At 45.4% G+C, this 24,300-nt stretch carries 19 protein-coding genes, 1 tRNA gene and 1 other RNA gene; 5 read left to right on the plus strand and 16 right to left on the minus strand.

The window, feature by feature from the left end:
• Positions 1-80 precede the first annotated feature (80 nt).
• Entirely contained in the window at positions 81-590 is a 510-nt protein-coding gene (locus ACQ5BJ_RS16470; protein ID WP_206703589.1) for a TetR/AcrR family transcriptional regulator, read from the plus strand.
• Between the two features lie 117 nt (positions 591-707).
• Here ACQ5BJ_RS16470 and ACQ5BJ_RS16475 read toward each other — a convergent pair whose 3' ends face one another.
• Complete coding sequence (locus tag ACQ5BJ_RS16475; RefSeq protein ID WP_430111552.1) at positions 708-2,063, minus strand: PTS transporter subunit EIIC; 1,356 nt, start codon at positions 2,061-2,063, stop codon at positions 708-710.
• Between the two features lie 461 nt (positions 2,064-2,524).
• Between ACQ5BJ_RS16475 and ACQ5BJ_RS16480 the strand changes: the two genes are divergently transcribed.
• On the plus strand, positions 2,525-3,322 hold the full coding sequence (locus ACQ5BJ_RS16480) for a MurR/RpiR family transcriptional regulator (RefSeq protein ID WP_163979809.1): 798 nt from the start codon (positions 2,525-2,527) through the stop codon (positions 3,320-3,322).
• Between the two features lie 140 nt (positions 3,323-3,462).
• Positions 3,463-4,899 (plus strand): glycoside hydrolase family 1 protein, encoded by a 1,437-nt coding sequence (locus ACQ5BJ_RS16485; RefSeq protein ID WP_171417831.1) that lies wholly within the window; start codon positions 3,463-3,465, stop codon positions 4,897-4,899.
• 488 nt (positions 4,900-5,387) lie between these two features.
• Here the strand turns inward: ACQ5BJ_RS16485 and ssrA are convergent.
• From ssrA to ACQ5BJ_RS16560, 15 genes are all read right to left on the minus strand, one after another.
• Positions 5,388-5,751: a transfer-messenger RNA gene (ssrA, locus tag ACQ5BJ_RS16490) on the minus strand.
• Between the two features lie 410 nt (positions 5,752-6,161).
• Positions 6,162-6,635 (minus strand): SsrA-binding protein SmpB, encoded by a 474-nt coding sequence (gene smpB, locus ACQ5BJ_RS16495; protein WP_005545824.1) that lies wholly within the window; start codon positions 6,633-6,635, stop codon positions 6,162-6,164.
• Positions 6,636-6,898: 263 nt separating this feature from the next.
• Entirely contained in the window at positions 6,899-7,852 is a 954-nt protein-coding gene (locus ACQ5BJ_RS16500; protein WP_367667662.1) for an MgtC/SapB family protein, read from the minus strand.
• A gap of 217 nt (positions 7,853-8,069) precedes the next feature.
• Positions 8,070-11,285, minus strand: a complete 3,216-nt coding sequence (rnr, locus tag ACQ5BJ_RS16505) for a ribonuclease R (protein ID WP_430111555.1) — start codon at positions 11,283-11,285, stop codon at positions 8,070-8,072.
• Between the two features lie 204 nt (positions 11,286-11,489).
• Positions 11,490-11,726: a preprotein translocase subunit SecG gene (gene secG, locus ACQ5BJ_RS16510; RefSeq protein ID WP_005545818.1), complete on the minus strand. Its 237-nt coding sequence runs from the start codon at positions 11,724-11,726 to the stop codon at positions 11,490-11,492.
• A 179-nt stretch (positions 11,727-11,905) separates the two neighbouring features.
• Positions 11,906-12,727 carry a pyridoxine/pyridoxal/pyridoxamine kinase gene (gene pdxK, locus ACQ5BJ_RS16515; RefSeq protein WP_005545816.1) on the minus strand — a complete coding sequence of 274 codons (822 nt, stop codon included), beginning with the start codon at positions 12,725-12,727 and terminating at the stop codon, positions 11,906-11,908.
• 91 nt (positions 12,728-12,818) lie between these two features.
• Positions 12,819-13,685, minus strand: coding sequence for a DUF4097 family beta strand repeat-containing protein (locus tag ACQ5BJ_RS16520; protein WP_163979430.1), 867 nt, complete (start codon positions 13,683-13,685; stop codon positions 12,819-12,821).
• Entirely contained in the window at positions 13,682-14,410 is a 729-nt protein-coding gene (locus ACQ5BJ_RS16525; protein ID WP_005545809.1) for a DUF1700 domain-containing protein, read from the minus strand. The genes ACQ5BJ_RS16520 and ACQ5BJ_RS16525 overlap by 4 nt, the downstream gene beginning before the upstream one ends.
• A gap of 34 nt (positions 14,411-14,444) precedes the next feature.
• Positions 14,445-14,765: a PadR family transcriptional regulator gene (locus ACQ5BJ_RS16530; RefSeq protein WP_163979429.1), complete on the minus strand. Its 321-nt coding sequence runs from the start codon at positions 14,763-14,765 to the stop codon at positions 14,445-14,447.
• A 340-nt stretch (positions 14,766-15,105) separates the two neighbouring features.
• Entirely contained in the window at positions 15,106-16,392 is a 1,287-nt protein-coding gene (gene eno / locus ACQ5BJ_RS16535; RefSeq protein ID WP_430111558.1) for a phosphopyruvate hydratase, read from the minus strand.
• Between the two features lie 66 nt (positions 16,393-16,458).
• Complete coding sequence (gene gpmI, locus ACQ5BJ_RS16540; RefSeq protein WP_005545803.1) at positions 16,459-17,997, minus strand: 2,3-bisphosphoglycerate-independent phosphoglycerate mutase; 1,539 nt, start codon at positions 17,995-17,997, stop codon at positions 16,459-16,461.
• A 1-nt stretch (position 17,998) separates the two neighbouring features.
• A complete protein-coding gene (gene tpiA / locus ACQ5BJ_RS16545) occupies positions 17,999-18,751 on the minus strand; it encodes a triose-phosphate isomerase (RefSeq protein WP_005545801.1) in 753 nt (250 codons plus the stop codon).
• A 60-nt stretch (positions 18,752-18,811) separates the two neighbouring features.
• Complete coding sequence (locus ACQ5BJ_RS16550; protein ID WP_005545800.1) at positions 18,812-19,993, minus strand: phosphoglycerate kinase; 1,182 nt, start codon at positions 19,991-19,993, stop codon at positions 18,812-18,814.
• Positions 19,994-20,275: 282 nt separating this feature from the next.
• Entirely contained in the window at positions 20,276-21,280 is a 1,005-nt protein-coding gene (gene gap, locus ACQ5BJ_RS16555; RefSeq protein WP_005545799.1) for a type I glyceraldehyde-3-phosphate dehydrogenase, read from the minus strand.
• 42 nt (positions 21,281-21,322) lie between these two features.
• On the minus strand, positions 21,323-22,372 hold the full coding sequence (locus tag ACQ5BJ_RS16560; RefSeq protein ID WP_430111561.1) for a sugar-binding transcriptional regulator: 1,050 nt from the start codon (positions 22,370-22,372) through the stop codon (positions 21,323-21,325).
• 571 nt (positions 22,373-22,943) lie between these two features.
• On the opposite strand from ACQ5BJ_RS16560, the gene ACQ5BJ_RS16565 reads away from it, so the two are divergent.
• Together ACQ5BJ_RS16565 and clpP are read left to right on the plus strand one after the other, a co-directional pair.
• Positions 22,944-23,018, plus strand: a tRNA-Arg gene (locus tag ACQ5BJ_RS16565).
• 204 nt (positions 23,019-23,222) lie between these two features.
• On the plus strand, positions 23,223-23,804 hold the full coding sequence (gene clpP / locus ACQ5BJ_RS16570) for an ATP-dependent Clp endopeptidase proteolytic subunit ClpP (protein WP_005545797.1): 582 nt from the start codon (positions 23,223-23,225) through the stop codon (positions 23,802-23,804).
• The last annotated feature ends 496 nt before the right edge of the window (positions 23,805-24,300 follow it).

Consider the following 24,300-nt stretch of genomic DNA (forward strand, 5'->3'; position numbering starts at 1 on the left):
AGTAAGAAACATTGCACCCTAAGGAGAGGTTTCCTATACATCCATACACCAAGCATGCATTGGCTGATGCATTGAAGGATATGTTGGGCACCAAGACTTTAGATAAAATAACGGTTAAAGACTTAGTGGAAGCCTGCAAGTTGAATCGCCAAACCTTTTACTATCATTTTCAGGATATTTACGACCTGCTGGGATGGATATATATAACGGAGGCACTTGGCGCTATTCAGAATAACAAATCCTATGCGACTTGGCAGCAGGGGCTATTAATCATTTTAGAATATGTGGAAAGCAACAAGGCGCTTTGTATGAACACATGTCGTTCTCTTGGAAAAGAGCATTTGGAGATGTTTTTAAATCAGGTTTTATTTGAACTTCTAAGCAATGTCATCAATGAAGTTTCGGATTCCCGTGCGATTTCGGAAAAGGACAAGACGTTCATCGTTCAATTTTACAGTCATGCCTTTGCAGGAACGCTTCTGGATTGGATTGAGGATGGGATGAAAACACCTTGTGAGGCGATCGTAAACCACATCATTCGATTGATGGATGGGCGTTTTATGGATGCAGTGGAGCGTTTTAAAAATTAGCACACCTATTTATCATGGAATGTCAGGTGTTTCGCTTGTTGTTCCCTTTAAACCGACGATAAAAAAACAAACCCCGACTTTCATGTCGGGGTTGTGGCTGAAATACCTTGATTGTGTTTATGAAGTCTTTACTTTCTTTCCTTCATATCCAAATACGATTATGAAAAAGGCTGCAGTCACTAGTGTAATAATTGCAGAAACCAAGTACACTAACATTGGACTATATGCCGGGATTCCTAAGAAACTTGCAAATGCATAAGATACCATTTTGACTTGGAAAAACCCATTAATTCCACCACCTATTGCTCCTGCAATCATAATGTAAATGAAAGTTTTGCGATATGGAACAATTAAACCATAGATAATGGGTTCTGTTACACCGCTTAGTACGGCTGGTATCAAAGAAGAACCTGCTAGAGTTTGCAGCTTTTTATTTTTTGAACGTAGCAAGAAACCTAACGCAATTCCCATTTGGGCAAATGCACACATTCCTCCCATTGCATATAATGGATCACCGCCAGCGCCTAAGTTAGCTAATACAATCGGTACGAGTCCCCAGTGAAGCCCCATAACAATTAAGAAGGTATAAAAACCACCTAGGATAGCACCCGTCAACATTCCACTGACACCACTCAACATTACAACAAAATTAGCAATGGCTTCACCAACCAAAGTGCCAAAAGGACCGAAAATCAGCATAGTTAACGGTACAATGACAACAAGAGATATCATTGGAACCATGAACATCTGTAACATTTTTGGTATAAATTTGATTAATAATTTCTCGAATTTTGCATAAAAAGCAATGGCTATGAAAACTGGAAATACACTAGAAGCGTAATCAATCGCTATTAATTTAATTCCTAAGAAGTCTACATTTCCATTTCCAATTAACCCCATAAATCCTGGCTCTAACAAAGATGCTCCAATTACTGCACCAATGTATACGTTTACACCTAAGCGTTTAGATAATGAGAAACCTAGTAGAATCGGTAAGAAGTAGAAAACAGCATTCGAAATGGAAGATAATACTATATACGTACTATTATTTGTGTTGATCAGATTGAATTCTAGTAATAAATTCAAAATGGCCTTTAGCATTCCAGAACCAGCTAATACTCCCAATAAGGGCAAAAAACTTCCTGAAATAATGTCAAATATCCCTTGAACACCTTTTTTAGTTCCCGTCTCATTTTGTACATTGTTCGCTATTTCTTCCGAGGTGTTTTTATCTTTTAGTTTCATAATTTCTTTGTATACATCAGCTACTTTACTGCCGATTATTACTTGATATTGCCCTCCTGCAACAACCGTTCCTAGAACTAAGTCAGTTCCTTTTATTTTCTCATCATTTACTTTATTTTGATCTACTAATTGAAACCGTAATCTAGTTGCACATTGGGATAAATTGCTAATATTCTCCATTCCTCCAACTTGATCAATCAAGTTTTTAGCAATTTTCTCGTAACTCATTTCTATATCAACTCCTTCTACTGCTTTGATAATTTGAGTCTAGCAGCAAATTAAACGCTATACAATTTGATTCATTTTCTAAAATCGGAAAATAGAATCCGCGTAACATCGCGTTTTTTCGCATTTAGGTCTTGCACGTTTCCTATTCCACATTATAATTATCCCCAATCCACATCATAATTATAACTTGGATTGGGATGCTGCTTATATATTAGAAATACAAACAAAATGCCACTATATATGGGTTCCATTCGTTAAAAAGCCCAAGAATAGTATGGTATGTTTATGGTGTTTCCTGTTTATAATAAAATCAAAAGATTTTCACTTTTTTCGTTTGATCCGTTTCCATAAATGGAATTCTGGTGCTTCTATTCGGTGAGCAGTCGAACTTGCCTTTTACTATCATAAGCTACCGGATTCTGTACTTTTGAAATTCATTTTTTATAAAGGAGTTCATTCAATTGCAAGATCACTCAATTCCTTCTAGTCCAGTGTATATAAGATTAACTGAGTTCTTTTTTAAGTGCACTAAACCCAGTGTGTATTATACAATTGTTAAAGTATTAATTAAAAAAATTCATGAATTTCCAGATATTTATATTGAAGAAATTGCCTATGTAGCAAATACAACACCTGCAAGCGTAACTAAATTTTGCAAAAAAATAGGTTATTCTTCTTTTAAGGAAATGAGGACTGATTTAGCTCCCTACTCTTACAAAAATCCGTTTAGTACGATCGATTGGAGTAACTCCCCACAAAATATGATAGAAGCGATGAAAATAGAAGAACAAAATCTAAACGAGAAAATTTATGAATTAATAGACCTAGAACAGTGCAAGAGAATTGCTCAAAAGTTGGCTTCTACAACTGAAATTGCTGTTTTATGTAATACATTTAACTTTGCTTCTGCTAATATTTTACGAGAATTACTTAGTCTTAAGGGTATTACAGTTTTTGAAATTAATCGCAAGGCGGATATTTCTGTTATAAAACAAATGCTGCGCGAAGTAGATCGTTGTTTCATCTTTTCTCTTACCGGTAAATGGTTGACAGAAAATCCCGATGTTCTTATGGAAATACAACAATCCGAAACGCCCACGTTTCTCCTGACATCTCAACCTGAACCATTCCATGCTCACATTTTTGAAGAGATTATTTCTTTGGAAGCATTTAATTTTCTTTTTTATTCTAATTATTACTCCCAAAAAGTTATTCATACTATTTTGAAAGTTATTGCCAATTACCTAACGTTGGTTTAGGTTTTCTATTTTTAGAAAACGATAAAGATAGTCAATCACTTGGTTTCCATTTATGATAAAGCTAAAGCTTAAGCTAAATCATGGTGGTAAAAATTATATTTTGCTACAGATTAATTTATCATTTGAAAGGAAGTAAGCAGATGAAAAAGAATCCAAAGACATTTCCTAAAAATTTCTTTTGGGGAGGAGCTGTAGCAGCTAACCAGTTAGAAGGGGCATATTTAGAAGGTGGAAAGGGACTGAGTGTCGCTGATCTCAATCGTTTTCGTGATGATATTAACATTAAGAAAAAAGGAAATAAAGAAGTAAGTACAACAGATATTGAAGAAGCACTAAATGATAAAGTCGGTATTTATCCAAAACGAACAGGAATTGATTTTTATCATACTTTTGAACAAGATCTAGCTTTATTAGCTGAAACAGGAATGAACTCTTTCCGAACCTCTATTAGTTGGGCGCGTATTTTCCCTAAAGGGGATGAAATAGAGCCAAATGAGGAAGGATTAGCATTTTATGATCGATTAATCGACACAATTATTAAAAATGGTATGGAACCTCTTATTACTATTTCTCACTATGAAATGCCAATTCATCTAGCAATGGAGTATAATGGTTGGTACAATCGCAAAATGATTGATTTCTTTACTACATTTGCTGAGACATTGTTTAAACGATATCGTAATAAAGTAAAATATTGGATATTAGTTAATCAAATGAATTTGATTACTCATGAGTCTTTTAATCACTTAGGTATTCCTTCAGATCGAGTAGATAATCTTACGGAGGCGAAGTATCAAGGGGTACACAATGAATTAGTGGCATGTGCAAGGGCGATTAAAATCGCAAAGGAAATTAATCCAGAATTTCAGCTTGGTATGATGTCTTATTATGGAAATGTCTATCCTGCAACATGTGATCCAAAAGATGTCTTAGCCAGTTTAAAATATAACCAAATGGAGTTTTTCTATTCAGATATTTTGGTTCGTGGCAAGTATCCAAATTACGCTTACCGCTTTTTTGAAGAGAAAGGTCTTCATATTGAGTTTGGTGAACAAGATGAAGAAGATTTCAAAAATACAGTTGATTTTGTTTCTTTTTCTTATTACTACACTCAAATTACAGATTCTCAACGTATTCATACGGACAGCCCAACAGCACTGAATCCTTATTTGAAACAAAATGATTGGGGCTGGTCAATTGATCCTATAGGGTTACGTACTGCATTAAACGAATGGTATGACCGCTATCAATTACCAATTATGATTACAGAAAACGGTATGGGCTTTTATGAAGAATTGAATGAAGAAGGAACAATTTACGATGACTATCGAATAAATTTCTTCAAAGAACACATCACACAGGTAAAAGAAGCAATCAGAGATGGAGTTGAAGTGATAGGCTTCTACCCTTGGGGACCCATTGATTTAGTAAGTTGCTCTTCTTCTGAAATGAGTAAACGTTATGGTTTTATTTACGTGGATTTGGATGATTATGGAAGAGGTAGCGGTAAGCGATATAAAAAATCTAGTTTTGATTGGTATAAAAAAGTAATTGAATCAAACGGTGAAAATTTATAATGTTGTAGTTAATCTAACCCGAATAAGATTTGTGTAATAGTACATTGCACAAATCTTATTCTTTTTTAATGGTCGGGGGAGCCTTTCCTTCGAAGCCATTCCTTCGATGACTACCTTAATGGTTGAAATCGATGCCGTGCTCGTTCGCTGTTGTCTTTCTTCGAAGCTGCTTCTTCGCTTCCTGTGCGCGGAGCGAACCCCAGGGGTTCTCATCCCGAAACTTTGCCTCCAATGCAAAAAGCCGACCTCACGCGGTCGGCTTAATGATGGTGGAGGCGAGGGGATAATCAATTTCTTTATTGAACTTGCTTCGATGCTTATCCTTCGATGACTACCTTAATGGTTGAAATCGATGCCGTGCTCGTTCGCTGTTGTCTTTCTTCGAAGCTGCTTCTTCGCTTCCTGTGCGCGGAGCGAACCCCAGGGGTTCTCATCCCGAAACTTTGCCTCCAATGCAAAAAGCCGACCTCACGCGGTCGGCTTAATGATGGTGGAGGCGAGGGGATTCGAACCCCTGTCCGAAGATAACGCAACACAGGTTTCTACGGGTGTAGTCACAGTTTTGATGTCACCCGAGCATCGCCCCGTAACCGGCTATGCTTTGGGTCAGCCTGATTGTCTTCTTCAGCACACCTCAGGCGGAGATGTGACAGCGTATCCCACTAAAGTTGAGCCCCTATCCCGGCACATGGGCGATGCAGAGTAGGAGCACGCTCACAGGTTATTAAGCTGCGAAAGCGTAGTTTGTTTGTTGTTTGCCGTTTAATTGGCTTTAGCGTTGATAAAGCGGACGCGTCCCCACTACCCGCTACCCGAGCCCGAACTATCCCCGTCGAATCCAAGAACGCCCCCATGAATGATAAGCAACATCTTGCCCATCAGGGGAATAGAGTCTTGAATTAAATGAGAATCTAGTTAAGACACAGATAGTGTATCCTTCCACACTATTCAGTTGTCAATGAGTTGATTATTCAGTCAGCGGCTATATTGTGCTGTGAAGCACTGTTCGTTACTGACATGTTTATTATAACACACCTAAGCGAAAGTTGTTAGTCAACTTGTTGCCAGCGCTTCATGCCATTTCCTTGGTACAAACGATCCAACGATGAACTAGCCATAACTAGGATCACAGGATATGCAGTTGCAGCAATTACGGATTATCCCAGTCAAAGCGTTGACTACCGCGTTGACTAATTTAACTACATCCTACAACCAAACCTTCGCCAAAAGAAGCATCGCTTTATTTCTAAGACGATCTAACCTCAATATTTCTGCTTCTCACGCAGAGCGCGTTGAATTTGACGATCCGCATCCCTTTTGGCAGCTGTTTCACGCTTATCATAGTTCTTTTTGCCTCGACCCAGCCCAATAAGAAGCTTCGCATAACCATTGCGCACATACACCTTCAGCGGAACAAGTGTATACCCTTCCTGCTTCGTATGCCCGATTAGCTTGTTAATCTGCTCCTTATGCAGCAGCAGCTTGCGCGCACGTGTCGGATCGGAAGGATTGTGACGGTTGCCCTGCTCAAACGGACTGATATGCATATTGTGAATGAACGCCTCGCCGCCGCGAATCGTTGCAAATGAATCGCTAATGTTCGCCTTGCCCAAACGGAGCGATTTAATTTCCGTCCCTGTGAGAACCATGCCCGCTTCATAAGTGTCCTCGATAAAATAATCATGGGACGCCTTTTTATTTTGGGCTAAAACTTTATTATCATTCTTTTTACCCATGATTGCCCTCCAACGTTACGACAATGACATTAGCAAGTGAATGGGGTCTTTTGCACGAAACCATTTCACTATAGCTTATTTCTTAGAAGTATATTGTACCAAAAAGAATGCCCCCGACTCAAGCTAGAAACCTGTTCATCCATACCTTCTATTCCACTATTAAATGAAAATTGAATTCTGTAGCTCCATAATAGAATAAATAAACCGTCAATTTTAAATTTGACCTTGATATATACGATACGCAGAATCCTTACCTGCTCAAATTAAGAAATCATATGAACGTCCATAACGCCTTCGAGCCGCAGAAATACTTCACAGCAGTCTGTTACCGATTTGACCTCTTCAGCCAGTACTTTCAGCTCAATGTGCAAGTACCTTGTACTTGTCGAGATCTGTCCATTGTCGTCCATGGTTGTATCAGACTGAACCTCATTCTCCATATGTAAAGACAGCCCTTCCCCAGTTCGATTTACAGCCTTATCAGTCGCCGTACTGTTTGCTGGCGCTTCCTTATGTCCAGTGCCCTCAAGAGATTGCTTCTCAGTGCTGTAAACCTCTATATCTCGCTCAGGTAAATGCTCGCTTCTTTTGTTCTGTTCAAAAACTTGCCCCTGCCCAGCTCCTAGAAATTTCGCCCACGTTTTCCCCGCACGTTCCGGCCGCATACGAATACTTCGAACTGTAAGCCCCTGCTCCTCTGCTACCTTCGTTAGCGCTGTCAGCCATCCTTCACGCTCCTCCACAACGACCTCCAGCTCGTGAATCCGATGAGCGACACGATTTTTAATATCGTACTTATTCAGCACCCACAAGGCAACAAGAGACAGGCCACAGCCGAATAGTGCCGCAGAAATAAAACCCGAGCCACAAGCAAGCCCAATCGCTGCCGACACCCATAAGGAAGCTGCCGTTGTAAGTCCCTTCACACTGGTTCCGTTGCGAATAATGGTTCCAGCTCCTAGGAAGCCAACACCACTGACTACCTGTGCTGCGATACGCGCAACATCAACCGCAGCCTTATTATCCCCACTTAAATCCGGAAAACCATATACGGATATCAACATGACAAGCGCCGATCCGAGACTCACAAGCATATGCGTCCGCAATCCCGCAGCTTGGCTTCGCTTCTCTCGCTCAAGCCCAATACATCCGCCCAGCACTAACGCAAGCACCATACGCAACATGACATGATACATCGATATATCTGAAGGACTCATCTGACTCACCTCCCTACCAAAGTAAAAAGCAGCATCTCCTAAAATATGTACATTATATCATATGTATTCCGGTAGATGATCAGCTTCCCCAGCTTGACCTAAAAATACAAACTTCATTTCCCAAGCGTGTCATTTCTTTTTTAAGAAAATAAAAAACGGCTCCAGCTCCGCCTAGGCGGAACTAAAAGCCGTTATACCCTTATACATACCATGCTGTTTAACGCTTTTTACGAACAAATTTCGCAGTCTTGTTGTTCGTTTTTCCCTTTTTCTTCGCCGCTCTTTGAGCGGATTCTCCTTGACTCCGGGCATTGGCTGCCTCTTCGCCGATGAAAATGCCGCTCTCAGAAGTCGAACGACGACCCTTCTTCCCTCCACCGGTTGAGCTATGGTTTCTACGGAAGCCTCCGTCACGTCCTTGCTTGCTGCCGCCTTGGTCGCTTCCATTTGCACGTCCATAGCCTCCACGGCCAGAGCCAAAATCGAAGAACCTCGGACGATCGACTTCTTCTTCCGCATCCGCGATCAGTCGATCTACCCAGTTGGAATCATCATACTCCTTCTTCGCTGGAGTTGAACGCTCCGCGTTTCCTGGGCCCGCTCCAAAGTTAATGCCGCCCTTGCCTCGCGGCTGAGAAGAACCGGATGACTTGTCGTATGGGTTATTCCCACGTCCCTGCCCTTCGCGGCGTCCTTTGCGTCCACGACGGCCTCTCTGCTGCTCACGGAACTCGCCTTGGTTATACCAATCGCCAGCGAATGCATCGGCCTCTTGCTCCACAGCATCATTATTGTTATGACGCTCATAACGAGCATCCCGCTCCAATCGCTCTTCTTGCTCATGCTGGTGCTGATTTCGACCATATCCACCTCGCACATACTGACCGGAGGAAGCACCATACTGTTCATAAGCTTGCTGTTCCGCAGGATCAACGCCAGTGACGTTGCGTCTATCAGCACGACTATCTCCATGCACAACTTGACCAGCGTGCCGATCTACACGACCGTCTGCACGTGCACCTTGACCGGCATGCCGATCAGCACGATGTCCACGATCTGCCGGTCGATTCTCTCTACCGCCGAATCGATCCGAACGACCGCCCCTTGCTCCTCTATCCGCGCCGCGGACATTTTGCGATTGACCGCCACGATCACGTTCTCCTGGTCGGCCGCCTTTCCCATCCTTACGACCCTTCCAGTCACCACGTCCTGCTCCACCGCGTCCTTCAGCACTATATCCGCCGCGACCACGTTTCTTCCGAATTTCGAAGCCGAAGTCACGACCATTGTGACGCGATTTGCTCTCAATCAACTCAAAATCGATCGTATGCTCATCCATATTGACACGAGCTACTCGAATGCGCACCTCATCGCCAATGCGGAATACATTTGCCGTCCGCTCCCCGATCAGCACCATATGCTGCTCATGGAAGTGGTAATAATCATCATTCAATTCACTTAGTCGAATAAGCCCTTCAACCGTATTATCCAGTTCAACAAACATGCCGAAGCTTGTCACACTGCTAATAATGCCGTCAAATTCCTCGCCGACCTTATCGAGCATGAATTCGGCCTTCTTCAGCGCTGTTGTGTCCCGCTCTGCATCAACGGCTACCCGCTCACGCTCTGATGATTGCTGGGCAATGTCCGGCATGCGGGCATGGAGCTGCTCTAAGCGCTTCTCAGGCAGGGATCCTCCATTATCCATCACTTCACGCATGACTCGGTGAATGACCAAATCCGGATAACGGCGGATAGGCGATGTAAAGTGCGAATAGAATTCAGCAGCTAGACCGAAGTGGCCGGTCATCTCCGCATCATACTTCGCCTGCTTCATCGAGCGAAGCATCATCGTGCTGATCACAGTCTGCTCACGCGTTCCCTCAATTTCCTCAAGAAGCATTTGCAAAGAACGAGGATGTACCGAGTTGCCCTTGCCTCGAACAACATATCCAAAGTTCGCCGCGAAGGACATGAAGTTGAATAACTTCTCACTATCCGGCTCCTCATGAATCCGGTATAGGAACGGAACTCGGAGCCAATGGAAATGCTCCGCAACCGTCTCGTTAGCTGCCAGCATGAACTCTTCAATAATCTGCTCTGCAATCGTACGTTCCCGCTTGATGATATCAGTCGGTACGCCCTTCTCATCCACCAACACTTTCGATTCCACAAAATCAAAATCGATTGCTCCCCGGTTCATCCGCTTCCGGCGAAGCTTCAGCGCCAATTCCTTCATCAGCTTGAAGCTGTCAACCAAGTAAGCATAGCGTGCCGATACTTCCGGATCCTCGTCTTCAACAATTTTCCGTACGTTCGTGTACGTCATACGCTCAACAGTACGAATGACACTCGGGAATACATCATGCTTCACTAGCTTAGCCTTCTCGTCGAACTCCATTTCACAGGACAGCGTCAAACGATCCACACGCGGATGGAGGGAGCATATCCCGTTAGACAACCGATGCGGCAGCATCGGGATGACTCGATCGACTAAATACACACTGCAGCCGCGAGCGTAGGCTTCACGATCGAGCGCAGAACCTTCCTTCACATAATAACCAACGTCCGCTATATGAACGCCAAGCTTGTAGTGACCATTCGGAAGCTGCTCCACGTATACCGCATCATCCAAGTCCTTCGCATCTTCTCCGTCGATTGTGACGATATTCATGCCGCGTAAATCGCGGCGGCGTTGGCTAATGATTTCTTCCTCCGTAATGGAATCCGGCACAGCTTCTGCTTCTGCCATGACTTCATCCGGGAACGCTTCTGGGAGCTGATGCTTACGGATGACGGACAAAATATCAACACCCGGATCATCCTTATGACCAAGGATTTCGGCCACCATGCCTTGTGCAGCTGCCCTTCCTTCCGGATAGCTCACAATATGGACAACGACCTTCTGTCCGGTAACCGCGCCATGCATATCTTCCTTCGGAATGAAGATATCACGGTTGATCCGTTTATCATCCGGAATGACAAACCCATATGATTCGTAATTTTGAAAAAGACCGACGACGCGCTCCACTGCACGCTTCACTATGCGCACAACTTCGCCTTCCATTCGCGCACCATCAAAGCCTTTATTCGTCACGCGTACAAGCACGGTATCTCCATGCATCGCTGTTTTTAAATCATTCGCGTGAATGTATACATCGGGATGACCCGTTTCTTCTGGAATCAAGAACGCAAAGCCCTTGGCATGAGCCTGCAGACGCCCACGCAGCAAGTTCATACGCTCCGGCACGCCGTAGCGGTCGGTACGAGTGCGCAGTATCTTTCCCTCTTCTTCCATTTGATTCAGCATTTTCAGAAATGCTTTGAATTCTGAAGCGCCTTCAATATCGAAATGCTGCTCCAGCTCTTGATAGGTCATCGGCTTATAAGCGGTTTCACGCATAAAGTCCAACAACTGTTGTTCCGTTACCATTCCTTCACCTCACCTTGCCATGACCTGCATGATACAGTATACCAATATATAACCTAGTATACACGAAATAAAATCGTTACATCCCGGCGCTTTCCCTACATTTTTGCCGTTCGATCCACATCATAACAAGTTTTTTGTTTTTTCCGGAAAAAAGGGTACAAAAAAAGCGAGGAGCATGTCCTCGCTTTGCTTTACAAATGGAAATTAACTTTTAAGGAAATAAGCTACGATGAGTGACAAGATGAAGAATCCTCCTGCCAATACAACCGTTGCACGTTGCAGGAACAAGTCCAGACCGCGTGCCTTCTGCTTTCCGAATAGATGTTCCGCACCGCCGGAGATGGCACCTGACAAGCCGGCACTTTTCCCTTTCTGCAGAAGCACAATGCTAATCAAACCGATAGAAAAAATGACAAGCAAAATTTTCAAGAAAATTTCCACAGTTACACCTCCTAATGCGTGATACACGTTCGAAAAGCTAAAAACAGTACTTTCATTGTATCACACGTAACGGCAGTAGGCAAGGCCTATCCCTCTTCTTTCCTTTTCCACTTCAAGGATTTCCTATAGGTTCTGAAAAGCTGCACAATCATCGTATAACGTTTCGAAGCCCTTAAGGCTTATTCTTCTCCATGCTGCAGCAAACGCAGCGCATTGTGACGCACTGGGCCCACATACTGATTCAGTGGGAAAGAATGGCGGATCGCCTCCGTAATGAAGCTCTTTGCCCTATGAACGCTCTCCCTGACATCATTCCCCTTCGCCAGTTCTGCAGCAACTGCCGCGGAGTATGTGCAGCCAGCGCCATGTGTATATGTTGTATCGATGAGATCTGCCTCCAACATTTCGAAGGATTTGCCGTCGTACAATACATCGACGGAAGTAGGCAACCCAATCTTGGAACCGCCCTTTACCAATACATACTTAGCACCCTGCTCTTGAATGCGGGCTGCTGCTTCCTTCATATCTTCGAGGGTACGAATTGGTGCTGTCCCCGCCAATTGAGAAGCCTCGAACAAGTTCGGTGTTACCACGACAGCCTTCGGCACGAGAATATCGCGCAGGGCTTCGTTTGTCTCAGGATGCAGGGCTTCGTCAGCACCCTTGCATACCATCACTGGGTCAACGACAACATTCGGAATATTATGCTTCTCTATCGTACGAGCAGCAAGCTCAATAATATCAATGGAGCCAAGCATACCCGTCTTCATACCTGAAATGCCAACACTCATGATCGTCTTTAATTGTTCTTCTATTGTAGAAAGCGCGATTGGGAACACACGATGCGCCCATCCTTCTTCAGGATCCATGGTCACGATCGTTGTTAATGCGGTCATTCCATAAACACCGCGCTCTTGAAATGTTTTCAAGTCAGCTTGAATACCAGCTCCGCCGCTCGTATCCGAGCCAGCCAATGTCAGCACTTTATGAATCGATTTCATGTATCCTTACCCCTTTACTGTATCATGTACCTTTAATTTTAGATAAGTACATTATAACCGATTCGGGGAATACTTCCGATAATGACCCGTATTATTTTTCGACAATCTTTATGCCGCCTGCTTCTGTTCGTGCCTTAATGAGCATATCGCTTCGATTTTTCGACTCTGGCGCCTCTGTGCTTCCAAACTCCGTACGCAAATCATAACGACCATCAAACTCAGGAGAAACTCTAACATCAATACTGCCGAATTCGCTTTTCGCATCAATGGCGTGAGGCTCCAGTTGGTCAATTTCGATGCTGCCCGATTCTGCATGGACTTGAAGCGGCTTCCTTGTGTTCAGCAGCTCGATCGATCCGAACGAAGAGTGTGCCTGGATTTCCGCATCCACGCTGTTTGCTTTCACTTCACCTGCGTCCGAAGTCAATTTTGCAAATTCGCCCTTCAGTTTGCTCACGCTTACGCCTCCGAAGCTACTTGCTGCTTCTAATCGTTTTACTTGTCCGCCAGACATGTGGAATGCTCCCGCGGACTGCTTCGATGCAAGTCGATCTAGAACCATGTCCTCTGTCGCATGTATGATAACTTCGTGATTGCGGCTTTGGGATTGAAATCCGAAATTGATTTGAAACCAACCTTTATCTTGCGGGTTCACATAATTTAAGACAAGCTTTCCGTTTCTAACCTCGAATTCGCCGATTTTTTTTATGACTTCGTCCGGCGCACGGCCCTTTAATTCAATCATTTGCTTATTATCGACTACCCAGTTGATTTCGACGTCCCCGAAATCTTCCTTGATCTCCAGTTCTCTCAGATCTTTTCCCATATCGATACGATATTCATATTTAGACAACTCAGAGCCTAAAATCTGATTGGATCCAAATAAAATCAGTCCTACGATACCTGCTGCTATACAAGCGATCGCAACAAAATTAATCGCCACCCGCTTTACGTTCATCTCATTCCCCCCTTTCCTTCATATACGGTCCAACGAAAATAGCTTGCATTCCATTTTGTATATTTACCACCCAAAAAGAGAACGGCTTGTATCAATAGAATGCCGAGACCAAAGGCAATCGCCAAGACTGACAATTCCGATCCATAAATGGGCGATCCAAGCACTAGCTTTACGACATATAGAATAGGAGACAGGAGAAGGGCAACAGCCGCTGCTCCAAGCCCAATGCAGACTCCCCACCCGCCAATTAAGAGTGGTACTATGAATAAGCTGATAAATAAAGTTCCTATGAGACCTGGAAAAGAACGTGAACGCCTTTCCTCATATGGCGCAATCGGAGGATACACATTCCTATTCATCATATCCCGCAAATGCGCATCATGTTGTTCATAGTGATGAAAGTGTAATGGCTGCTCTTGTTGATGCAGATACGTAGGATCCTCCCAGATCGGCGGCACCTGTTGTCCTTGGTTTGGGGGTTTATCGAACAGGTCTCCCGTCTCTCCTTCAATACTTTGAGCCTTGTCTCCGCGCCCGCCTAACAGCAGCTCCGCTGCCAGCTCTTCCGGATCGCCCAGCTCTCTTGCAATTTCCTCTTCTGTTCGCCCCTGCTGCTTGCTGAATTCGAAGTGCGCATCGTACTCAGCTAATATTTCATTACGCTCCGCCTCTGGAAGCGACAACAGCCCCATTTTCAATTGCAGCATAAATAACTGCTTATGCACGCTGATTCACCTCTCACATCTCCTTGGTTTCTTCTTATTCCGCTTCGGTGAGCAAATTTGCTACCCCCGACACGAATTTATCCCACTCGGTCACGAGCTCATTCATATATGCCTTGCCGACTGGGGTAAGCTTGTAATACTTCCGTGGCGGACCCTCAGTGGATTCCTGCAAATATGTAGTGCAGTGGCCGTCAGCGACCATTCGCCGCAGAACCGGATACAAGGCACCTTCGGCTACCTCCACATGCTTGGATATTTGCTGTGCCAACTCGAAGCCGTAGCGATCCCGCTGATTAATAAGAACCATGACACACAGACCGAGCACACCTTTTTTAAATTGAACGATTTCCTTCAACCCGGTCACCTCCTACCTCATGCGTGAATGATTTATTGTTTATGGTTCAGTATTGTATATTAATTAGTAGTACACGATGATTATATCTTCTGGAATAGTGTTCCACAATAGGCTTTTTCCAAAACTAGCCTCTGGTCTAGGTTAAACCCATCTATGGTCTGAATGAACCGACGGAGCATCATTTCACCAAGAAGAACAAGGTAAACAGGGGGTGACAAGAAAGAACAAAAGGAGAGCGCAGTATGCCTACTTTACATATGGAATCATAAAAAAGAAGCCAGACCCCTTCAAGGGAGTCTGGCTTCTATCGAATCAGCGAGCCGCTTGTGCGGCAAGCCAATTATTTATTCAAGTTGTAGAAGGATTTCAAGCCATCGTAACGAGCTGTGCTTCCCAAGTTGTCTTCGATGCGAAGCAATTGGTTGTACTTCGCAACGCGGTCCGTACGGGAAGGAGCACCTGTCTTGATTTGGCCAGCGTTTGTTGCAACCGCGATGTCAGCGATTGTGCTGTCTTCGGACTCACCGGAACGGTGGGAGATAACAGCTGTGTAGCCAGCGCGTTTTGCCATTTCGATCGCTTCGAAAGTTTCTGTAAGCGTACCGATTTGGTTAACTTTAACCAAGATGGAGTTACCGATTCCTTTTTCGATACCTTGAGCAAGACGCTCAGTGTTTGTAACGAACAAGTCGTCACCAACGAGTTGAACTTTGCCGCCCAATTTTTCAGTGAGCAACTTCCAGCCATCCCAGTCGTCTTCGGACATACCGTCTTCGATTGTGATGATTGGGTACTTTTCGACCCAAGAAGCAAGAAGGTCGACATACTCAGCAGATGTGTAGGACTTGCCTTCGCCTGCCAATGTGTATTTACCGTCTTTGTAGAACTCAGTGGACGCAACGTCCATACCCAAGAATACTTCTTCGCCTGGCTTGTAGCCAGCTTTTTCGATTGCTTCAATAATCACTTGAAGCGCTTCTTCGTTGGAACCAAGGTTAGGAGCGAATCCGCCTTCGTCACCTACAGCTGTATTCAAGCCTTTGCTCTTCAATACGGACTTCAGGTTGTGGAAGATTTCAGCACCCATACGAAGTGCTTCTTTGAAGCTTGGTGCGCCAACTGGCAATACCATGAACTCTTGAACGTCGATGTTGTTGTCAGCATGCTCACCACCGTTGATGATGTTCATCATTGGTACTGGCAATTGCTTCGCGTTGAATCCGCCAAGGTACGTGTACAAAGGCATATCCAATGCATGTGCAGCAGCGCGAGCTACAGCCATGGATACAGCCAAGATTGCGTTCGCACCCAATTTGCCTTTGTTAGGCGTGCCATCAAGCTCGATCATCGCTTTGTCGATTGCAACTTGATCAAGTGCGTCGTAGCCGATGATTTCTGGAGCGATAATTTCGTTTACGTTTTTAACAGCGTTCTCTACGCCTTTACCAACGTAACGGCCTTTGTCGCCATCGCGAAGCTCAACTGCTTCGTGAGCACCAGTGGATGCACCGGAAGGTACGATTGCACGGCCGAAGCCGCCAGATTCCAATTTAACTTCTACTTCTACCGTAGGGTTACCACGGGAGTCAAGCACTTCGCGTGCGTATACGTCCATAATCATTGTCATGGTGTGTACAACTCCTTTTTGATTGTTTATAAATAAATTACTATATATCCAGGTAAGTTGTAAAACTTACTTCTTAATCATGCTTTGTCCCGTCATCTCGGCTGGCTGAGGCACGTTCATCAAGTCCAGAATCGTTGGAGCGATGTCTGCCAAGATGCCGCCTTCGCGCAACTCCACATCGTTCGAAGTGACGATGAATGGAACCGGGTTCGTCGTATGTGCTGTGAATGGACGGCCTGCTTCGTCGAATACCATATCCGCGTTGCCGTGATCCGCCGTAATAAGGCAGACGCCGCCTTTCGCCAATACCGCTTCAACGACCTTGCCCATGCACTCATCCGTAGCTTCTACAGCCTTGATCGTTGGCTCCAGCATACCGGAGTGGCCAACCATATCAGGGTTCGCGAAGTTCAGGATAATCGTATCGAACTGGTCAGAGTTGATTTCGTTCACGGCTGCTTCTGCAACTTCATATGCGCTCATTTCAGGCTGAAGGTCGTAAGTTGCTACCTTAGGCGAGTTGATAAGCACACGCTTCTCACCAGGAAGCTCAACGTCACGGCCGCCGCTGAAGAAGAACGTTACATGCGGATACTTTTCTGTTTCCGCAATGCGAAGCTGCTTCTTGCCATGCTGCACGAGCACTTCACCAAGTGTGTTGTCCAACTCTTTTGGAGAGTAAGCAACGTATCCGCCAACTGTCTCTGCGAACAACGTGAGCGCGACGAAGTGCAAGTTCTTAGGGAACTTGTCGCCACGATCGAAGCCGCGGAAGTCATCGTTGGTGAACACTTGGCCAAGCTGGATCGCACGGTCTGGGCGGAAGTTCATAAATACGACAGAGTCGCCATCTTGAACCAAGCCGACCGGCTGATCGTTCTCATCCACAATGACCGTTGGCATAACGAATTCGTCATACACGGATTGTGCATAAGATTCTTCAACTGCCGCAAGCGGATCGCGGTATTTCGGGCCTTCGCCGTATACCATAGCGCGGTACGATTTCTCAACGCGTTCCCAACGCTTATCGCGGTCCATCGCATAGTAGCGGCCTTGAACCGTAGCGATACGGCCAATTCCAACTTCAGCGATTTTGGCTTGCAGCTTTTCAATATATCCACGGGAGCTGTCAGGCGCAACGTCACGGCCATCCAAGAATGCGTGAACGTAAACATCCTTCAAGCCTTCGCGTGCACAGAGATCGAGCATCGCAAGGGCGTGGTCGATATGGCTGTGTACACCGCCATCGGACAACAATCCGTAAATATGAAGCGCCTTGTTGTTCTCCTTCGCACTCTTCACTGCTGCAAGCAATGTTTCGTTCGAGAAGAAGTCGCCTTCACGGATCGATTTCGTAATGCGAGTCAGGTCTTGATATACGATGCGGCCTGCACCAATATTCAAATGACCCACCTCGGAGTTCCCCATTTGACCTTCTGGCAAGCCTACCGCTTCGCCGCAAGCTGTCAGCGTCGTATGAGGATATTGACTCATGTAACGGTCGTAGTTCGGCTTGTTCGCTTGCGCGACTGCGTTGCCGACTACCGTATCGCGAAGTCCGAAGCCGTCCATGATGATAAGTGCTACCGGTCTAGGTGCGGACATCTTACTTCGCTCCTTCCACCAAGGAGATGTAGGAAGCTGGTTGCAAGCTTGCGCCGCCTACCAATGCGCCGTCAATATCACTTTCTGCCATGTATTCACGTACATTTTCAGGTTTAACGCTTCCGCCGTATTGAATGCGAACAGCTGCCGCAACTTCGTCATTGTACAAGCCCTTCACAACGCTGCGGATGTAGCTGATAACTTCATTCGCATCTTTCGCTGTGGAGGATTTCCCAGTACCGATCGCCCAGATTGGCTCATAAGCGATAACAGCTGCCTTAGCTTGTTCAGCAGACAATCCTTGGAATGCTGCTTCCGTTTGCACTTTGCACACGTCGTTCGTTTTGCCGGATTCACGCTCTTCAAGCGATTCACCTACACATACGATTGGCGTCAAGCCATGACGGAATGCTGCATGCATCTTTTTATTTACCGTTTCATCAGTTTCCGCGAAGTATGCACGACGCTCGGAATGTCCGATAATGACGTAGTGTACGCCAAGATCTTTCAACATTGCGCCGGAAATTTCGCCTGTGAATGCACCGGAATCTTCGAAGTGGAGGTTTTGCGCACCAATCTTGATGCTTGTCCCTTTCACTGCTTCAACCAATGCTGGCAAGTTTGTAAATGGTGCGCAGAGTACGCTCTCTACGCCTTCCACCTCTGCTTTGCCTTTCACTTCGGATACGAAAGCGACCGCTTCCGATACCGTTTTGAACATTTTCCAGTTCCCTGCGATAATCGGTTGTCTCACACGATTCACTCCTTTACGCATAAGGGAGCGGCCGAAGCCGCAATCCCCTTACTTGCTCTCTTACTTATCGTTCAATGCAACCACGCCTGGCAATGCTTTGCCTTCCATGAATTCAAGGGAAGCGCCGCCGCCTGTGGAGATGTGATCCATTTTATCTTTCAGCTTGAACTTCTCAACCGCTGCTGCAGAGTCGCCGCCGCCAATGATTGTGTAACCAGCAGTTTCCGCACATGCTTCTGCTACAGCACGCGTACCATGAGAGAACGGCTCGATTTCGAATACGCCCATAGGCCCGTTCCATACAACAAGCTTGGAATTCTTGATAACGTCAGCATAGATTTCACGAGTTTCTGGACCGATGTCAATGCCTTCCCACTCTGCAGGAATGCTGTCGATCGATACCACTTGCGTGTTTGCATCAGCGCTGAAGTCGTCTGTAACTACGATATCTACTGGCAAATAGAGGTTTTTACCAAGTTCTTTTGCTTTTTCGATGAAGCCAAGTGCAACATCAAGCTTCTCGTTGTCGACAAGCGACTTCCCGATTTCGTTGCCTTGTGCTTTGAAGAATGTGTACGTCAAGCCGCCGCCAATGACGATATTGTCAGCGATTTCCAACATTTTGTTGATAACGTCGATTTTATCTTTAACCTTGGATCCACCAACGATTGCTGTAAATGGACGCTCAGGGTTCGTCAGCGCTTTGCTCAGTACATTCAATTCTTTCTCCATCAACAAGCCGGACACGGCTGGCAAGTGATGTGCGATGCCTTCAGTGGATGCATGTGCACGGTGAGCCGCGCCGAACGCGTCGTTCACATACAAGTCCGCAAGCTCAGCGAAGGCTTTAGCCAATTCTGGATCGTTCTTCTCTTCGCCTTTGTGGAAACGAACGTTTTCAAGCACGATAACGTCGCCGTTTTCCATTTTTGCAATTTCAGCTTTTACGTTTTCACCAATCGACTCGTCCAACTTCTTAACGGGCTTGCCAAGCAGTTCGCCAAGACGTACTGCTGCAGGTGTCAGACGCATGGAATCCACAACTTCGCCCTTCGGACGACCCATGTGGCTTGCCAAAATAACTTTCGCACCTTGTTCCACCAAGTAGTTAATTGTTGGCAGCGTTTCTCGTACACGTGTATCATCCGTAATCACACCATTTTCCAATGGCACGTTGAAATCGACACGTACGAATACGCGCTTACCTTTAACTTCTACATCACGCACACTTTTCTTGTTCATCCCCGTGTTCCTCCTATCGTCGCTTACACCGGCACACGCCTCTCTCTGGTGTGTTGTTCGGTATGTTCTGTGTTCATGTTCTGTATGGGTTCCATCTAAATCTTTCTCTCTATTATATCGTATATCGTTCGTTAATATGTTCTGGTTTCTCTCTGTACTCTCTATCTCTGTATATCTATACAAATCTGTGTCCGCACTGGTTCTCGATATGCTCTAGGCACTATAAGGATCAAAAGAGGAGGCCTAAACGGTCACTCCTCTTTGATTGTAAGTGCTATGCGATTACAGACCTTTTTTTGCGATGAAAGCTGCCAAGTCTACAACGCGGTTGGAGTAGCCCCACTCGTTGTCGTACCAGGATACAACTTTCACCAAGTTGCCGCCGATTACCATCGTTGTCAAAGCATCGATAGTGGAGGAAGCTGGGTCGCCGTTGTAGTCGCTGGATACCAATGGCTCTTCGGAGTAGTTCAAGATGCCTTTCAATGGGCCCTCAGCTGCTTCTTTCAAAGCTGCATTCACTTCTTCAACTGTAACGTCCTTCTCAAGTTCTACTACCAAGTCCGTAACGGATACGTTAGGAGTAGGAACGCGCATGGACATACCGTTCAATTTGCCTTTCAATTCAGGCAATACGAGGGATACCGCTTTAGCAGCTCCAGTTGTTGTAGGAATGATGTTTTGAGCTGCTGCACGAGCACGACGCAAGTCTTTGTGCGGCAAGTCAAGAACGTTTTGGTCGTTAGTGTAGGAGTGAATTGTGTTCATCATACCTTTAACGATACCGAATTTCTCATGCAATACTTTTGCGAATGGAGCCAAGCAGTTCGTTGTGCAAGAAGCATTGGAGATAATTGTGTGGTTAGCAGCGTCATACTTGTCTTCGTTAACGCCCATAACGATTGTAATATCTTCGTTAGTAGCAGGTGCGGAGATGATAACTTTCTTCGCGCCGCCTTTCAAGTGCATTTCAGCTTTATCTTTCGCTGTGAAGATACCAGTGGACTCAACAACGATTTCAACGCCGTTAGCGCCCCAAGGCAAGTTCTCAGGGTTGCGCTCAGCGAATACTTTCACTTCGCGGCCGTTAACAATCAAAGCGCCCTCTTTAGCTTCTACGGAAGCTTCGAATTTGCCGTGAGTTGTGTCATATTTCAACAGGTGAGCCAGAGTCTTTACGTCTGTCAAATCGTTGATTGCAACGATTTCTACTTCTGGATTGTTCAATGCTGCGCGGAATACGTTACGTCCGATACGACCAAAGCCGTTAATACCAACTTTAACCATTGATGATTCCTCCCATTTCCTTCGCAATTTTTTTTATATATCTCAAGACGGCCTGTAAGGCACATCGAGACCACAATGTTTCAATACTTCCATAGCTGCTGCCTCATCAATGACGAGAATGTCTTCATGTCCTGCACGAAGCACAGCGGTAATGGATTCACCCTTACTTTGACCTCCAGCAACGGCGATGACAACCTCCGTACGAGAAATATCCTCTAGGCGAAGGCCTAGTGTCAGCATCGTATGTACGACATGTCCGTCTCGGTCGAAATAATACCCGAATGCTTCTGCAAGTGCTCCTTCCTGGAGCAACTGCTGGATCGTCTCCTCATTCGCCCGGCGACGCTTCGCCATGACGAGGGCCTCTCCAATGCCATGCACGACGATGCGTGCTTGGCGTATGACTCGCAAAATATCTTGGATGTTCGGTTCCTGCTTCAGCGACTGGTATGCTTCCTCACTCAGCAAGTCTGGCACATGCAAGAGCCGATACTGAGCGCCTACGCGCTTCGCCATCGTGGATGCGATTGTGTTCGCTTGATGTTCCAAGCTCTCCCCAAGTCCACCACGAGCGGGTACGAACCAGTTGCCTTTCAACGGTGTTGGACTCGTCAATTGATCTGCCATTGCAGCCAATGTGGAGCCGCCTGTCACCGCCACGACATCTTCCTTGTCCATTACGCTGCTGAGCGCTTTACAAGCCGCTTGCCCAAGTTCCTGTTTAACGACAGGCGATACATCCGAATTGCCGGGTACGACAATGACCTGCTTCAAACCAAATGCTTGGCGGATACTCTCCTCCAGCTGGCGCATTCCGAGCAGTTCACCCATCACGGATTCCAGCTTCCGGACAAGTTGCCGGCCTTCATCAGTGATTCGCATCCCCGTGTTATCCGAATCAATCAGGCCTTGTGCCTTCAATAAGTCGGTTTCTGCACGGAGCACACGCTCGGTCATCTGCAATGACGTTGCCAGCGTTCTTCTCCCGATGGAGTCGGACAACATGATTTGATGCAGGATGGTGTAACGCTTCTTCAACAGTTCAATGAGTTCAGGTAGAAGTCGCTTCTGTATTTCCAACCACTCACGCATTCTCTCCACTCCTGCTTCCCATAAGCAACCATTGGACTAAAAACGTCCCATCTCTACATTTTTTGTCCCACCACTATTCTACCGAATAATGAGGCAACTTGCAAGTAGCCAGAACCCCAGTACATACACCCAAAAATCAAAATTTTCATGCTAAGGAACAACTCTATAATGAGCAAGCAATATCAAAGTTATTCATAATTAGACAGCCTGTCCAAAGACATTCGAGCGCCTATGAAGTAATTAACCCAAAATGCGACATGTTCATACATTTTTTCTAAATCAATCTCGACATTTTTCAGTATAGACAGGAATGATGGACATCATGCTTGACCTTACAACGTTTACAAAAAATTTGAGCCTCCAGAGGAATAAAAAATGAAAACTGTACGGTCAGCGTTGTGAAGCGAGACCTAGCTTTTCATTAGAGTCCAAATATTATGCTGGCAAGTACTTTAACTTATAAGTAGAAGCGACTTGTTACCCCATCCATAGGAAAAGGAAATAATTCAGGGGCGCTCACTTGACTTTGTTATACGCTTTCTTATATAATAAGTTTTGCTCTTGTATGAATGCGCCCGTGGTCCAATGGATATGACGTAGGCCTCCGGAGCCTGAGATCAAGGTTCGATTCCTTGCGGGCGCGCCAATTACACTCCTGTCCTTATTAGGTACAGGATAAGAAGCTACGTTACGCATATATTTAGGTACATAAGCACGGAAGCAACATCTTGAATTTTGCAGAAGCGAAAGGATAGATGTTTTTTTCTCGACATAGTTTGACCATCTTTGACTTTTTGTTTTATGTCCTTTATATTGGATGTGTAACGACATTTAGTGAGGAGGGGTTATCTTGAGTTATGTACCCGTAGTTGTTGAACAAACGAATCGTGGTGAAAGATCCTATGATATTTATTCCCGGTTGTTGAAGGATCGCATCATTTTCCTCGGAACAGAAGTGAACGATCTGGTGGCGAATTCGATTATCGCCCAGTTGTTGTTCCTGGCTGCAGATGACCCGGAAAAGGATATCCATTTATACATCAATAGCCCGGGCGGTTCTATCTCGGCCGGCATGGCCATATACGATACAATGCAGCACATTAAGCCAGACGTATCTACGATTTGCGTCGGCATGGCTGCCTCCATGGGCGCTTTTCTGCTGAACGCAGGCGCTAAGGGCAAGCGCTTCGCGCTGCCGAATAGCGAAATTATGATTCACCAGCCGCTTGGCGGAGCTCAAGGTCAAGCTACCGATATCGAAATCCGCGCACGTCGCATCTTGAAGATGCGCGACAACTTGAACAAGATCTTGGCAGAGCGCACGGGACAACCGCTTGAGCGCGTGGAGCGCGACACAGATCGCGATTACTTCATGTCTGCCCAAGAGGCGTTTGATTATGGTCTTGTCGATAAGGTTCTTGGCAAAGAATAATTTCCAACATTCCTTTTCTACTACTTGAAGGCAAAGGTCGAGTCTGTGTTCTTGAACGCTGGCTCGATCTTTTTTGTCTGTATTTCCACACCCAACAATAAATCGTAGTCCAAGAAGAAACGGCTGTATCCATAAAAAAAGGACCGCATCGCGTAAACGCTGATGCGGTCTATATATGTTCTAGGGGTAAACTGTAAACCATGAGAAAGATGAAACGGATCACCTGGTGCAACGGAAGACTTCCGGTTGACCAAGGCCAGTAATCGCTGCCGGCAACCCTCCTTCGCAAGAACTCATCTGTCATTCGGTCCATTGTTAGAATACTAGAGTTACATTAAAGAAAACTGAACTGAACCTTAAAATAAGATAAAATGCGCTTCCTCACCTTAAAATCCCCTTCGATTGTCCTCTCCACAAAAATAGTTGTACGCGCCATGAAATCATTCCATTTCCCATTGGAATCGTTTACAATAAGAATATTGCTGATTTTTTCTGA

The organism is Paenibacillus sp. B1-35 (genome assembly GCF_050474385.1).
Lineage (GTDB): Bacteria > Bacillota > Bacilli > Paenibacillales > Paenibacillaceae > Paenibacillus_B > Paenibacillus_B alvei.